Source organism: Wolbachia endosymbiont (group A) of Ancistrocerus nigricornis, assembly GCF_947250785.1.
In the GTDB taxonomy this organism is placed as follows: domain Bacteria; phylum Pseudomonadota; class Alphaproteobacteria; order Rickettsiales; family Anaplasmataceae; genus Wolbachia; species Wolbachia pipientis.
Genome location: NZ_OX366348.1, coordinates 36,616 through 50,835 on the forward strand (window position 1 = coordinate 36,616; position 14,220 = coordinate 50,835).

Annotated in this window: 13 protein-coding genes and 2 pseudogenes; 6 read left to right on the plus strand and 9 right to left on the minus strand. The window is 35.0% G+C overall.

Translation table 11 applies throughout. The features are described from left to right. The first annotated feature begins 123 nt into the window (after positions 1–123). Positions 124–1,281, plus strand: coding sequence for a DNA polymerase III subunit beta (dnaN, locus tag OOK90_RS00185; RefSeq protein ID WP_038199350.1), 1,158 nt, complete (start codon positions 124–126; stop codon positions 1,279–1,281). 79 nt (positions 1,282–1,360) lie between these two features. Here the strand turns inward: dnaN and truA are convergent, their stop codons facing one another. Then, a complete protein-coding gene (truA, locus tag OOK90_RS00190; protein ID WP_010963021.1) occupies positions 1,361–2,098 on the minus strand; it encodes a tRNA pseudouridine(38-40) synthase TruA in 738 nt (245 codons plus the stop codon). Positions 2,099–2,169: 71 nt separating this feature from the next. Next, a pseudogene (locus tag OOK90_RS00195) lies at positions 2,170–2,292 on the minus strand (IS630 transposase-related protein); the annotation flags it as partial. A 47-nt stretch (positions 2,293–2,339) separates the two neighbouring features. Here OOK90_RS00195 and OOK90_RS06660 point away from each other — a divergent pair. Beyond that, a pseudogene (locus tag OOK90_RS06660) lies at positions 2,340–2,438 on the plus strand (IS5 family transposase); the annotation flags it as partial. Between the two features lie 138 nt (positions 2,439–2,576). On the opposite strand, the gene OOK90_RS00200 reads toward OOK90_RS06660, so the two are convergent. The 3 genes from OOK90_RS00200 to OOK90_RS00210 form a co-directional block, all read right to left on the minus strand. Then, on the minus strand, positions 2,577–3,335 hold the full coding sequence (locus OOK90_RS00200) for a cytochrome c1 (protein WP_010963022.1): 759 nt from the start codon (positions 3,333–3,335) through the stop codon (positions 2,577–2,579). 368 nt (positions 3,336–3,703) lie between these two features. Further along, the gene (locus OOK90_RS00205; protein ID WP_264705912.1) at positions 3,704–4,933 is read right to left on the minus strand and encodes a cytochrome b; all 1,230 of its coding nucleotides are present in this window, start codon (positions 4,931–4,933) and stop codon (positions 3,704–3,706) included. 104 nt (positions 4,934–5,037) lie between these two features. Then, positions 5,038–5,208, minus strand: coding sequence for a J domain-containing protein (locus OOK90_RS00210; RefSeq protein ID WP_010082675.1), 171 nt, complete (start codon positions 5,206–5,208; stop codon positions 5,038–5,040). Between the two features lie 68 nt (positions 5,209–5,276). Between OOK90_RS00210 and OOK90_RS00215 the strand changes: the two genes are divergently transcribed. Then, positions 5,277–6,806 carry an N-acetylmuramoyl-L-alanine amidase gene (locus tag OOK90_RS00215; protein ID WP_223823148.1) on the plus strand — a complete coding sequence of 510 codons (1,530 nt, stop codon included), beginning with the start codon at positions 5,277–5,279 and terminating at the stop codon, positions 6,804–6,806. 19 nt (positions 6,807–6,825) lie between these two features. Here the strand turns inward: OOK90_RS00215 and OOK90_RS00220 are convergent, their stop codons facing one another. Then, on the minus strand, positions 6,826–7,086 hold the full coding sequence (locus OOK90_RS00220) for a J domain-containing protein (protein ID WP_227738613.1): 261 nt from the start codon (positions 7,084–7,086) through the stop codon (positions 6,826–6,828). A 160-nt stretch (positions 7,087–7,246) separates the two neighbouring features. Here OOK90_RS00220 and OOK90_RS00225 point away from each other — a divergent pair, with 160 nt between their 5' ends. Together OOK90_RS00225 and hisS are read left to right on the plus strand one after the other, a co-directional pair. Beyond that, entirely contained in the window at positions 7,247–7,810 is a 564-nt protein-coding gene (locus OOK90_RS00225; protein ID WP_022626407.1) for a NifU family protein, read from the plus strand. Beyond that, positions 7,807–9,033, plus strand: coding sequence for a histidine--tRNA ligase (hisS, locus tag OOK90_RS00230; RefSeq protein ID WP_264705914.1), 1,227 nt, complete (start codon positions 7,807–7,809; stop codon positions 9,031–9,033). The genes OOK90_RS00225 and hisS overlap by 4 nt, the downstream gene beginning before the upstream one ends. A gap of 20 nt (positions 9,034–9,053) precedes the next feature. On the opposite strand, the gene surE is transcribed toward hisS, so the two are convergent. Further along, positions 9,054–9,806: a 5'/3'-nucleotidase SurE gene (gene surE, locus OOK90_RS00235; protein WP_010081939.1), complete on the minus strand. Its 753-nt coding sequence runs from the start codon at positions 9,804–9,806 to the stop codon at positions 9,054–9,056. 908 nt (positions 9,807–10,714) lie between these two features. On the opposite strand from surE, the gene OOK90_RS00240 reads away from it, so the two are divergent. Then, positions 10,715–10,840 (plus strand): hypothetical protein, encoded by a 126-nt coding sequence (locus OOK90_RS00240; RefSeq protein WP_264705915.1) that lies wholly within the window; start codon positions 10,715–10,717, stop codon positions 10,838–10,840. Between the two features lie 415 nt (positions 10,841–11,255). Here OOK90_RS00240 and ffh read toward each other — a convergent pair whose 3' ends face one another. Together ffh and OOK90_RS00250 are read right to left on the minus strand one after the other, a co-directional pair. Next, positions 11,256–12,599, minus strand: coding sequence for a signal recognition particle protein (gene ffh / locus OOK90_RS00245; RefSeq protein WP_264705916.1), 1,344 nt, complete (start codon positions 12,597–12,599; stop codon positions 11,256–11,258). Further along, the gene (locus OOK90_RS00250) at positions 12,584–14,143 is read right to left on the minus strand and encodes a proton-conducting transporter transmembrane domain-containing protein (RefSeq protein WP_264705918.1); all 1,560 of its coding nucleotides are present in this window, start codon (positions 14,141–14,143) and stop codon (positions 12,584–12,586) included. The genes ffh and OOK90_RS00250 overlap by 16 nt, the downstream gene beginning before the upstream one ends. Positions 14,144–14,220: the final 77 nt, after the last annotated feature.

A 14,220-nucleotide genomic window follows, 5' to 3' on the forward strand; every position in this document is an offset into this window, starting at 1 on the left:
ATTATTGTAACAGAATACCCAGCTATAGTATAAACTAGACTACTCTTTCAATGGAAATATAAATAGCACTTTACTTTATATGGGATGTGGATATCATTTAAAATATATTTTTGAGAGTTAGCAATGTCAGAGGTTGCAGGTGTAGATACAGAAATCAAAAAGCAAAATTCTGTGTGCGAGCAGATGCGTTTTAGCGTGAGCCGCACAAGTCTTTTAAATACATTATCCAGAGTAAGTGGAGTGGTTGAAAGGCGTAATGCAATAGATGTTTTGGCGTGTATAAATATCAAAGCACAACACGGCAGCATAAAATTAATGGCAACTGATCTTGACATTTCAATGTTTGCCTCACTTGCTGCAACCGTATTAACAGAAGGAGAAGTAAAAATTTCAGCGCATACTTTACATGACATAGTGAAGAAGTTACCCGCTGATTTGGATGTCAATTTTGAAGTAAACAACCAAGGAAAATTATTGATGTCTTGCGGAAATGCAAACTTTTCTTTACCGAATGTAGTTTCAAGCAGCTTTCCTGCTCTTGAAGAAGACAATTATAAACATGATTTTACTCTACTAAATACAGACCTGATAGACTTATTAACTAAAACAAAATTTGCTGTATCACTAGATGATACAAGGTATAATTTAAATGGAATATATCTACATACAGATGAGCAATTTCTGTACTGCGTTGCAACTGATGGCCATCGTTTATCATGTATAAAGAGGCCAAAGCCTGGGAACATCAATGGCGAATTTGGTGTGATCATTCCACGTAAAACTGTTATGGAGCTGTTAAAAATATTGGACGATTGTAATGAAATTAAAGTAAAACTCTCAGACAGAAAAATCAAGTTTACATGCGGTGAATATATTCTAATATCAAAATTAATAGATGGAACTTTTCCAAATTATAAAGCAGTTATTCCAGCATCTCAAGATAAGCATATGATTATTGAAAGTAAAAAACTTTCAGACGTTATAGATCGAGTTTCCGTTGTTGTATCTGATAAAGTAAAATCTATTAAATTCTCACTACAAGAAAAGCTGCTAACTCTGCATTCAAACTCCCAAGAGTGCAGTGATGCAACTGAATCCATAGAAGTGGACTACAATGAAGCCCCTATAGAAATAGGGTTCAACTCGCGTTATTTACTTGATGTTCTATCCTGCATAAAAAATAAATGTAAGTTTAGCTTAGCCGATGGTAATAGTGCTACAATTATCACTGATGAAGACGATTCAAGTGCATTATATGTAGTAATGCCAATGAGAACTTAAACTCGTCATCTCGCTGCTTGTTAGCGGAATCTGGAGATACCGTGGCGGTATGGCACTTATTTCACTAGCTTTTATTAAATTAGTAATCTATCTTTACCAAATATAAGCCAAAAGGTGGTGCAGTAACTCCAGCGGCACTTCTTTTGCATTGGTTTAATATATTTAGCATTTCTTGCGGATTGGTTCTATTTTTTCCAAATTCAACTAAAGTACCCACAATAATCCTCACTTGGTTATGTAAAAAGGAAATAGCAGATATTTTGATGTGTATATGATTCCCATTTTGTATTATATCGATATCATCAATTGTTCTTATCGGATTTGCGGCTTGACAATCTTTTGAACGGAAACTTGAAAGGTCATGTTTTCCAAGTAGATGTTTAGCAGCTTCACGCATAATATTTACATCAAGTGGGCTAAACACTTGCCATACATAACCCGTCTCCAGAGCGGCAGGAGCATAGCGATTAACTATTCTATATTCGTAATATCTTTTTTTTGCTGAAAACCGTGCGTGAAACGCATCATCTACAACTTCTGCATTAAGCACGACTATAGGAATTGATTTTAAATGATAGTTTATTGCATTCCTTATTCTATAAAGCTCAAATTCCTTTTCCATATCAAAATGAGCAACTTGTCCTAAAGCATGAACTCCTGCATCAGTCCTGCCACCACAGTACAAAGTAACTTTCTCACCACTAAAATTAAATATAGCATTTTCTATCTTCTCCTGGATTGAGTTAGCAGAGTGTTGCTGTTTTTGCCAACCAGAGAAATTACTACCATTATATTCTACCGTTATTTTGTATCGCACTGCATTACATCAAGCTCTATCTAAAATAGTCATTTTCTATCTTAACATAATTTATGGTCAAGCCTACAGTGCTGCCACTCCCATAAAGTAGTTCGTCCAATCTTAAATCTTGCTGCCACTGCTTCTCTGCTTTCTCCTTCGTCTAGCGCCTCCATTGCTTTTTTTCTTAAATCATAACTATATGCTGCTGGCATTCAACCTCCTTATCATTATCTATCCTTATCACATCCGGACTTCTATGAAAAGAGCTATAAATCGTGAAAAAGAACTGCTCATTAAGTGCTGTTTGCTTAATAAATTTACTGACATTGGTATGGCTAAATTCGAAATGGCTACATGAATTTATCGTAAATTATTACCGTATAAGGTACGATGCGACAAAGCCATCCCAGTGTCAGCTACTCGGATGACACCGTCATAAAGGAACCAGTGTTAGCTACTTGGATGACAACCATTGTGCTTGAGGCAAAATTGACTATCACTTCTTTTTATAGAGCTTGCTCCAAACTTTGTTGTTAGTTAATACAAAAAACACTGTTAAAATTATAAAATACGCCACTACTTTTAATCCAAGTTTATGCCGGCGCTCTAATTCTGGCTCTGCTGCCCATTGTAAAAAATTTATCACATCATACGCCATATTTTCAACTGTGGCTTGCCTTGCACCATCATATTCCACCATTCCTTCAGAAAGTGGTGGCGCCATAGCTAATCTGCCTGTTGGAAAATACGAATTAAAATATAAATCATTTTCATCGTGTTCGCCGTTTTGATAGCCTGTTAACAATGAATAGACATAATTTGCACCATCATGCCTTGCTTTAATAATTAATGATAAGTCTGGTGGGACTGCACCATTGTTGCTTGCTGCAGCTGCTTCTTTTGTATCAAAAGGCGCAATAAAATAATCCGAAGGTACTCCAGGTCTGTCAAACATTTCACCCAAATCATTCGGACCATCTTTAACTTGATAAGAAGCTGCTATTTGTTTTACATCTTCTTCAGAAAAACCGACATCTTGCAAATTACGAAATGCTACCCTATTCATTGAATGACAAGCAGCACAGACTTCTTTATACACTTTATAGCCACGCTGAATTGACTCTCTATCGAAAGATCCGACAATTCCATCAAATTTCCAGTCTATTTTCTTATTTGGTGATGATTTAAATTCTTCTGCAGATATAAGACTAGATAGAAATAACATGCAGAAGATTGCAAATACATTAGATCCCATGCATAACCACTGTTTTAGTAAATTTCGAATTGATGTCATGCAAGTAGCTGACACTGGAATCCAGCTTATTTCATCACTGACATTATGGTTATCATGCACTCCTAGAATCTGTTGTCCATTGCATGATTTGTAAGTATTTTTATACCTGGATCCCAGTGTCAAGCACTGGGATGACAACGGAAGATAGTGGAATGACACTGTGTGTTGTATACAACGTTCATACAATTGTGTACATGATGCTGGAATCCATTTATTTTTTTTCTGGATCCCAGTGTCAAGCACTGGGATGACAAAAGAGGGCTCTGGGATGACAGAAGAGAGCTCTGGGATGACAGAGAATTTTGTAAAAGATCTGCTTTGAATTGACATCACCTCATCTCCGGCACAGAATCACTTAAGGTTTTTGGTGGTTCTTTTGGCTTTTCATACTTACTAAGCAGTGGTAAAACTATCACAAAGTATGCAAAGTAATAAAGAGTAGATAGCCTACTCATAGTGATGTAAGGCTCTTTTACCTCTTGTCCTCCAAGCCAGGCAAGAAGTACAAAATTTATTGCAAAAACCCAAAAAAATTTCTTAAACACCGGGCGATAAGCAGCACTTTTAACTTTTGATTTATCAAGCCAAGGTAACAAAAACCACACTAAAATAGACGCAAACATGGTAAGCACACCAGTAAGTTTATCTGGAATTGAACGTAGCATTGCATAAAAAGGTAAAAAATACCACTCTGGCACTATATGTACCGGAGTGACCATAGAATCAGCTTCTATATAATTGTCTGGATGCCCAAGATAATTGGGAGCATAGAAAACAAATGCGAACAAAACTACAAAAAACAGACCAAAAGTTATGCAATCCTTGACTATATAATAAGGATAGAGAGGGATGGTATCCTTATCTGATTTTACCTCCACTCCACTTGGGTTACCAGAGCCAAACCTATGCAGAGCTATCACATGAAGCATAGCTAAAGCAATAATAACAAAAGGCAGAAGATAATGCAGAGCGAAAAAACGGTTAAGTGTTGGGTTATCCACTGAAAAACCACCCCATAACCATATAACTATTTTATTGCCAATTAAAGGTATAGCAGAAAATAAGTTGGTTATAACTGTTGCACCCCAGAAACTCATTTGTCCCCAAGGCAATACATATCCCATAAAGGCAGTTGCCATCATTGCAAAAAATATAAATATTCCAATAAACCACACCATCTCTCTCGGTCTTTTATAAGATCCGTAATATAATCCACGCATTATATGAACATAGACTACCATAAAGAAGAGCGATGCTCCAACAGCGTGAGTGTAGCGTATTAACCACCCGTAATTCACATCTCGCATTATGCGCTCTACACTATTAAACGCATAATCAACATGCGGAGTGTAGTGCATAGCAAGAAATATACCTGTTATTATTTGTAAAATCAGCGCTATACCAGCCAAAGAGCCAAAGTTCCAAGCATAATTTAAGTTTTTTGGCACTTGGTAAGAAGCAGTGTGTCTTAGAAAAGAAAATATAGGCAATCTATATTCTATCCATCCTAATATGCCTTTTTCTTCTTTTATTGTTTCTTTTTTGTTATCTTCCTGCATAACTTAAACCTTTCTGAACACATGTCCATTGCTACTTTTATCTTATTTTTTTATTGTAGCAACTTATCCTTTACGCACAAATAAAAACTTTAAAGCAATATTAATTACCTCTTCAGCAACCTGTCACGTGCTGCGTTTAATTTTTGTGCAAAATATTCCGAGCCTCCTTTATCTGGGTGAACTAATTTCATTAAATTTTGATATGCTTTATTGATTTCATTTTGGTTCGCTCCAGAATCTATTCCTAGCACTTTAAATGCTCCATCTCTGAACATGTTACTACTACCAGACTAGTATGATTTTGTCTTGTAAATTTATTCAACAACCCTATTCTAACTATATAATGAAAAATTATCTACAAAGTGTTTATGAAGATGGTATGAAAATCCAACTATCTAAAGTCAACAAATATTTATTAGTTTTACTGATTACTGTCTCAGCATTTCTCATATCTGGGCAAGTATCCAGTTCAAGCAATATCGAGAATGATTTTCAAGATTTACAAGAAAAATTACCATTATTGAAAGATCAGGATTTGTTATTTTTAGATCCAGCTTCAGCTTTAAATTATGGTGATAGGGCAGGTAAAAAAGTGTTAATGGTTATAGTTCACCATACTGAAACATCAACACTAAAAGGTACAAAAGATACGCTGAATGCTAGAGGATTGTCAGTTCATTTTATTGTCGATAGGGATGGCAGCATCACCTTAATGGTTCCATTAGAGAAAGAAGCATGGCATGCTGGTATTAGTTATGCAAGAGTTAAGGTAGATAGTAAGCTTGAAGAGTTACGGAAGCTTAACAACTATTCTGTAGGTATTGAAATTGTAAACACAGGACTTGAGCCTTTTCCGGAAGAGCAAATGAGATCTGTTAAAGAGCTGATTTTATACCTTATGGAGCGTTTTAAAATTAAAAGGGATATGATATTTAGTCATTCTGAAATAGGAACTATAGTGTATGATCCAGAGCTTGGCTATACAATGCGTAAACCAGATCCACACAAATTGTTTGATTGGGAGTTATTAGAGAAAAATGAAATTGGATTGCACATAAGTGACAGAATAAACCCTAAAGATGCTAAACACAAAATGGGCAAAACATTGTATAAAGCAGGTGATAGAAATGAAGGTATTTTGAAATTAAAACAAAGGCTGAACAGATTTTTCTATAAGATAGAACCTTGGAATGATAAGAAAGGTAATGTAATTTTTCCTGATAATAATGCTGATTACTCAGATGAGTTTGATGAGAATTTTGTATGGGTTATTTATCAGTTTTCAATACATAATTTACCAAGAGAAATTAGAAAAGATCTACCTCTTAAACTAGAACAAGCAGATATATTTCCTGAATTCTTTAGTGAATATAGTCATGGCATTTCTTCTAGTTATCTAACCTTTAGTGAAAAAATTAAATCGACTCTACAACCATGTTTAAGCAAAGTAGATTATGAGAATTTATTATCTTCTCTTGCACAATATGAGAATAACATTTCTCCTGATGCATCTACCACTTTAATGTACAAAATTAAGTTATACTATGATTCTTATTTAAGATATCGCATATGGTCTTCACTCTATAAACCATTTAAGCTTAATGTATTGGAAGAGTTAGAGATTTTAAAGAGTGGAGTGTTATCTTTAAAATCACTAGATAGCTCTAAAGCTGCAGAAGTTTCCAGTTTAATTGATAGCTTTAAAGTAGATATTTCTTTAGAATTTCAGGGTTTTGAAAAACAGTGGTTTCAGGAGTTTAAGAATGCTTGGAGACAAGAATTTATACCTTCCCTGGAAGAACAGATAACATGGACTGCACTACATGAAGCAATATTGGAGTATTTAGAAAAAGCAAAGGAAGAAATTCGTTAAACGAAAACTTTTTTTAAGATCACTTTTTTAACAATTTATCACGTGCCGCATTTAGCTTTTGCGCAAAATATTCCGAGCCTCCCTTATCTGGGTGAACTAATTTCATTAAATTTTGATATGCTTTATTGATTTCATTTTGACTTGCCTCAGGATTCAGCCCCAGTATCTTTAATGCTTCATCCTTGGACATGTTATCACCAGTGTAATTTTCAGTATAACTTCTACTGCTACTAAATTCGTTCAAAAACTTACTCAATATAGAGTTCATCATGAAACTCATATTATTTTTTTTTGTCAGGAAAAGAAAAAATATAACAACGCTAGGCAAGACAAATGTAATTACTATGAATACTAAAAAAAGAAAAAAGATGAATGACATGTATATTTTTTTATCATTTTATGATTAAATAGTAACAATTATAATTGTCATGGTAAATAACATGTTCATCCAGATTGAAGAAACACCAAACCCAAATACGCTAAAATTCCTTCCTGGATTTGAAATTTTAAACGAAGGAGAAACTGCTGATTTTTCAAATGCGAATGAGATAAAAAATTCTAAACTAGCAGCAAATCTTTTTCAAATAGAGCATGTGGTAAGAGTATTTTTCGGTCATGATTTTATTTCAGTAACAAAATTGGATGGAATTAATTGGGATATATTAAAAGTAGAAGTTTTAACTACAATCATGAATCACTTTACTTCTGGTGGAAAAGCACTAGATAAAGAAGAAGTGAATGATCCAGATGAAGAATTTTTTGATAAAAATGATATAGAAATTGTAAATAGAATAAAAGAATTGATGGAAAGTCATATCAAACCTGCAGTTGCTCAAGATGGTGGCGATATCAAATTTCGTGGCTATAAAGATGGAATAGTTTATGTTGAGTTGCAAGGAGCTTGCTCTGGATGCCCAAGTGCTGCAATTACTTTAAAGCAAGGAGTGCAAAATATGCTGAGCTACCACATACCAGAGATTGCAGGTATAGAGACCACACTATGACTAATCAAACGGTTAGAGGAACAAAAGATCTCCTGTTTGATGAATGGTACAAGTTTAAATACATAGAGCAAACAGCAAACAGAATCTCAAGTTTATACGGCTTTTTGCCCGCCCAAACTCCAATATTTGAGTGCACGGAGGTTTTTACAAAAACCTTAGGTAATAGCTCAGACATCATCACTAAAGAGATGTATAGCTTCAATGATAAAGGGGGAAAGAGCATAACTTTACGTCCTGAGTTCACTGCAGCGATTGTCAGGCTACTCATTGAAAAAAAACTGCAAACACCGATAAAATTATTCTCAACAGGACCTGCATTTCGCTATGAAAGACCGCAAAAGGGAAGACAAAGGCAATTTCATCAGATAAATTTTGAGGTTTTTGGCATAGAAGATCCAAAAGCTGATATTGAATTGATATCACTCGCTCAGCACTTACTAACTGAATTTGGCATCAATAAAAATGTAAAGCTGGAAATCAACTCTTTAGGTGATGGTGAAACAATAACTAAATATAGAGAAGCTTTGATCTTATACTTTACAAAGTATCAAAATGATCTATCAGAAGATAGCAAAAATAGGTTGATCAAAAATCCACTCAGAATACTGGATTCCAAGGATGAGAAAGATAAATCAATAATTTCTGATGCGCCTAAAATCAGCAATTATTATACGAAAGAGTCCTCAGATTTCTTTGAACAAATACTAAATGGATTAACAATTCTTGATATACCTTATACCGTAAACAATAAACTAGTTCGAGGTTTGGATTATTATTGCCACACAGTGTTTGAGTTTGTTACAGAGGATTTAGGTGCACAAGGGGCAGTTTTTGCCGGTGGAAGATACGATAATTTAGTATCTTCAGTAGGTGGAAAACACACTCCAGCAATAGGATTTGCAGGGGGTATTGAGCGCATAATGGAGTTAATCAATTATTCTCCGAAAGAAGAGCGACCTATTTACCTAATTCCAATCGGTAGAGAGGCTGAAAAACATGCTTTAACACTTGCAAATGAATTGCGCAGAAATGGTTTATATGTAATCTATGAATATAGCGGAACGCTCAGAACCCGAATGAAAAAAGCAAATCAAGCAAATGCTAAAGCTGCTTTAATCTTTGGCGATGAAGAATTGAGTAGTAAAACTTTAAAGATTAAAAACATGGATACAGGTGAAGAAAAAATAATTGCTCGCGATAACACAATAGAAAATATCTATTAGGAGCAATGCAAATGTTTTTCTCAGTCAGCTATAGAAGAAAATTCGTCTGCACAAGAATTTTTCATAGTATTCAAAGTATCATAATCTGTAAAATCTAATTTTACCGGTGTAATAGTAATAAATCCTTCTTTTATTTTATTTATACTACCACTGCCTGAGTGCTCTCGAGACCAATTTAAGCTAAAAGAGCCATTCGAATTTTCAGTAAAAGTTAAATCCCCATCAATGTTATATTCACCTTGTTCAGCAAATTCTACTCCTTTTACTTTTTCCGTAGCAGGAAAATTTACACTCATCACTATGTTTTTAGGCCAACCAACCTTAACTAGCTTGGCAATAACCTTTGGTGCAAAAACCTTTGTATTGTGCCAGTCTATTTTATCATGATAAACTTGGCTTAGCGCAATAGAAGGTATAGACCTTGCAGCACCTTCCATTACAGCACCAATTGTTCCTGAATAACAAATATCGTCCCCGACATTTGATCCAATATTTACTCCGGACAATATTAAGTCTGGTTTTTTATTCATAACTTTATTTAGCGCAATAATGACACAATCTGCAGGAGTACCAGACACACTAAATTCCCTTTCACTATGTTGTTTTATTCCAATAGATTGTTTCACTGGATAATCAAGAGATCTTGCAGCTCCGCTTCTATCAGTATCTGGTGCCACTATCCATATTTCTGACGCAAAATTCCGTGCAACCTCTTTGAGTAATTTTATTCCTTCACTTCCAAAGCCATCATCGTTTGTTATCAATATTATCATATACAATACTCAGCTATACAGCTCCAAATTATGTAAACCACTGGCTGTAAATAAACTCATGAGGCTTTAAGTTTCTTTGCATAACTGTGGACTGTAACAAAGAACCTGCTGTAAATCAATAGATTTCTTGCACAGGCCATAACTGTCATTACAATAGAAACGAAAAAACTTACTTGACAAACTCCGCCAGCCCCCTTATCATGAAACTGAAGCTATTTATTTATCTTCTCTGTACAGATTAAATGACAAAAAAACTCACGTATCTGGCGTCTCATGTTTAATTTTTTGCACTATGTGCACCTTATGTCTTTATCAAACTTCTACCTACATAAGCTGAAACGCGCTTATAAAGCGTTTAAAACATAAAAAAACGCCAACTTAAAAAATGGATAGTGAATAACTAGCTACCCTAGGGTTTCTTTTGCCTTTTTTTCTGTTTAGTAAATTTCTTAAACATTTATAGCTAAGGTTAGTTGCATTTAAAAGCAGCTGAGTCGCGGTTATTAAGCGTTTAGAATAAAAAAACGCCATACTTGAAAGTATAATGTAAGTAATTAGCCAACTACGGGGCTTCTTTTGCCTTTTTTTCTGTTTAGTAAATTTCTTAAATATTTATAGCTAAACGACAACCGTCATCCCGCTGCTTGTTAGCGGGATCTAGAGATACCGCGAATGAATCGCGGTATGACGTAGGACTGCTGTCATTCCAGTCTGGAATCCAAAAAAAAGGATGATGTCATCCCAGTGCCCTGACTACTTGGATCCAGTTTTCTTTACAAATTCACAAAAAGTGCTTCATTCTATAACGCAAAACCCATACTCACCAAACCCAATGCATTACTTGCAATTAAGTTTCCTGGATCCAAGTAGTCAAGCTACTCGGATGACACCCTTTTGGATGGAGACCAGTGTCAGCTACTTTCATGACACCATTCTTTTTCCTGGATCCAAGTAGTCAGGGCACTAGGATGACAAGAGAAAGAGGCTACTGGGATGACAGCTACCCTGACAATCGTCATCCCACTACGTGTTAGCGGGATCTAGAGATACCACGGCGGTATGACGGTTCGCAGCGGTATAGTAACTCGTCATCCCGCTGCTTGTTAGCGGGATCTCTTGTTAGCGGATGAGATACCGCGAATGAATCGCGGTATGACGGTGTAGATAGTATCCAGCTGCTTGTTAGCGGATGAGATACCGCGAATGAATCGCGGTATGACGTGTTGAAACAATCCGATAAGGTAAGCCTCGTCATCCCGCTACGTGTTAGCGGGATCTAGAGATACCGCGGCGGTATGACGTGTTGCTTGGGTCAGCTATAGTATTTCTTAAAATTAATAATAAATTTCTTGGCTAGCAAGAAGCTGTAAATTTTTTTGCGAGACCTAAGCCGCTTTTGATATAGCTAAAGGTTTACTGATGATTTGTCTCATTCCACTACCTGCTGACTTACTTTCTGCTTAGCATATCCATCAAATCAGATTCTTTGAGTTTACTATGGTCAACTTTACTGAACTTATTTACCATAGAGCTCATTTGATTATACTGCTTAATTAGAAGATTAATGTCAGTTACAGTTGTTCCGGACCCCTTAGAAATTCTAAGTCTTCTTTTGCCATTTAAAATATCTGGATTTTGCCTTTCTTTTTCAGTCATTGAGTTTATGATGGCTATATATTTTTTCACTTTATTGTCATCTGGCACACTGCTACTTAGCTTTTTTGTAAATGAACTAGGAATGAATTTCATTATGTTGCTAATGCCATCCATTTTACTCAGAGTTTTTAACATTCCCACTAGGTCGTTTAGGTCGAATTTACCTTTTTTCACTTTCTTTTGTAACTTATCAATTTCTTCCTGACCAACAATCTCAGCAGCTTTTTCAACCAATGAGACAACATCACCCATGCTAAGTATCCTTTTTGCAATTCTATCGGGATAAAAATCATCGAGGTCACTTAATTTTTCACCACAAGCAATAAATTTAATTGGACAATCGGCGATCATTTTCATAGAAAGAGCAGCACCACCACGTGCATCACCATCAACACGGGTGAGAATAATGCCGGTTACACCTATTACCTCATTGAATGATTTGGCAATGTTGACCGCATCCTGGCCTATCATTGCGTCGGCTACTAAAATAACTTCTGCAGGTGAAGCTATTTCCTTTACGGCTTTCAACTCATTCATCATATTATTGTCAATATGAAGCCTGCCTGCAGTGTCTAGTATTAATACATCATAATTATCGTTCTTTGCTATTGCTATTGCCCTTTTTGTAATTGTAATGGGCTTCTCATCTATTACTACAGGTAAAGTTTGCACATCTATTTGTTTACCTAGCACTTCAAGTTGTTTCTGGGCAGCAGGCCTATAAATGTCTAAAGAGGCAAGCATCACTTTTTTCTTTTGCTTTTTTAGTTTTAAAGCAAGCTTTCCTGAGGTAGTTGTTTTACCTGCACCTTGTAAGCCCACCATCATAATCACAGCAGGGGGTTTAACTGCTAGATTTAAGTCACTTTTCTCTGATCCGAGAACTGCAACTAAATTATCCTGTACAATTTTAATTATCATTTGTGCTGGAGAAACACTTTTTATGACTTTTTCCCCAATCACTTTATCTTTAATGTTGTTGATGAATTTTTTTGCAACTTCAAGTGAAACGTCAGCTTCAATTAAGGCTATGCGTATTTCACGCATGGCAAGATTAAAATCATCTTCAGAAATGATTGACTTTCCTCTCAGTTTACTAAATACAGAATTTAAACTTTCAGTTAACGATTTAAACATAATAGCATTAGTAGAATACTCATTAAAAAGAGAGAAGAAGCTGAAACAAAACTCACTGAGTTATAACTCAGCACTTCTTTAAGTTTAGTAATATTATTAAAGTATAAACCAACAAGTGGATTAGTCAAGTTTTGCACTACGCTGGCAAACATTTCTCTAGTTTTAGAGACTAACTGATTGAACAGCAAGATAATATAGGGTATGAAAGCTCTAAAAATCCAATCAACATCCATTTTAAAATTTACTCTCGGGTAAAATAACTTGCGTAAAGGAATAAACAATAAAGTGGTACATAGTAATAAATTAAATTGCGACCAAATATTTTTTGTGTTGTACACAAAATCGAAAATCGAAGGTTTATTGTAAATAGGTAAGTAAGGATTGCCAGCGATTACGCACATAAATGCTAAAATAATCATAGTCATTTTGCTTCCTCTCTCTGCTAAAGGTTTTGACTTACTTTTTGCAATAAATAAGTAATAAAGAAACTTTAGCCCCACGCTTAAATGAAGCAGCAAATTTAGAAGCTTATATAAATTTTTATACCCTTTTAAGGCAACAGTGTTCATTTCAATTTCAGCTGTGATATATGATTTACTGATAAATCCAACGGTTCCAGGAAATGCAGCCATTGTAAGTATTGCGATTATAGCACACATGCCTTCCACTGACATCAGTTTACCCACTCCATTAAAACTAATTGTTTTTGTTTGTGAAATAATCGAATTACTGACCACAAACAATAATGATTGATAAACAAGAGAGAAGATTATATGCAGTATCAAAATTGGTATTGCTTTTTCCGAAGGACTGAGCAAACTTCCTGCAATAATCAGCAAGCCCATTTGTCCTACAACGTTATAGCATAAAAATCTGCGAATATTTTGCTCAAGAGAAGCAAATATAATGCTGTAAATTGCAGTGATGGCGCCTACAAGCGCTAATATTTCAGTACAATCTTGCCATAGGTTATAAGTGTGTAAAAGCATCACTAAAAAAGAGACTTTAGTGGTAAATAAAGAGAGATATGTGGTGCCATGTAGCGATGCAGCAGGATATGCATCAACAACCCAAAATGAAAAAGGAAAACAAGCGCAGTTTATCAATAAACCCAAAATTATCAGGTTAGTGCTTTGAAGTGCCAATCCTGCTATTAATATAACTCCAACGAAAAAGTGTACACAAGCGTACCTTATTGCAGGTCCACTATCTCTACAGCTAGCTGCGATAATAAAAAATGCACTGATGGTCATTAATTCACAGAATATTATAACCAATATCATATGTTCAGATAAAACTGCATAAAGTGAACTAATAGTGTAAGCAGCAAAAGATAGCATCTCTGAAAAAGTCAAATTTTGTGCTGGTAGAACAGCTAAAAATGCAACTGATAAAAAAGATATTAGTATGGTACGAAAAGATAAATCAAAATCTAGAATTGGGAGAGACCAATTTACTGCAATGCTCAAATTTTCAGGTAATTTTAGGACTATAACTATTAATACAGTCAGTAGAAGTAACAGTGACGATTTATAAAGTTGCACAATAATTAAAACCAATATGGTTTATGCTATCTCAATATATGAATAAAATCAATTTGCATATTAACCACTAATTAAAC

What these genes read in the sequence shown, in the direction of transcription:
- dnaN (WP_038199350.1), top strand. Translation starts at nt 124, where the DNA reads ATGTCAGAGGTTGCAGGTGTAGATACAGAAATCAAAAAGCAAAATTCT.
- OOK90_RS00200 (WP_010963022.1), bottom strand. Translation starts at nt 3,335, where the DNA reads ATGGGATCTAATGTATTTGCAATCTTCTGCATGTTATTTCTATCTAGT.
- OOK90_RS00205 (WP_264705912.1), bottom strand. Translation starts at nt 4,933, where the DNA reads ATGCAGGAAGATAACAAAAAAGAAACAATAAAAGAAGAAAAAGGCATA.
- OOK90_RS00210 (WP_010082675.1), bottom strand. Translation starts at nt 5,208, where the DNA reads ATGTTCAGAGATGGAGCATTTAAAGTGCTAGGAATAGATTCTGGAGCG.
- OOK90_RS00215 (WP_223823148.1), top strand. Translation starts at nt 5,277, where the DNA reads ATGAAAAATTATCTACAAAGTGTTTATGAAGATGGTATGAAAATCCAA.
- OOK90_RS00220 (WP_227738613.1), bottom strand. Translation starts at nt 7,086, where the DNA reads ATGAGTTTCATGATGAACTCTATATTGAGTAAGTTTTTGAACGAATTT.
- OOK90_RS00225 (WP_022626407.1), top strand. Translation starts at nt 7,247, where the DNA reads ATGTTCATCCAGATTGAAGAAACACCAAACCCAAATACGCTAAAATTC.
- hisS (WP_264705914.1), top strand. Translation starts at nt 7,807, where the DNA reads ATGACTAATCAAACGGTTAGAGGAACAAAAGATCTCCTGTTTGATGAA.
- surE (WP_010081939.1), bottom strand. Translation starts at nt 9,806, where the DNA reads ATGATAATATTGATAACAAACGATGATGGCTTTGGAAGTGAAGGAATA.
- ffh (WP_264705916.1), bottom strand. Translation starts at nt 12,599, where the DNA reads ATGTTTAAATCGTTAACTGAAAGTTTAAATTCTGTATTTAGTAAACTG.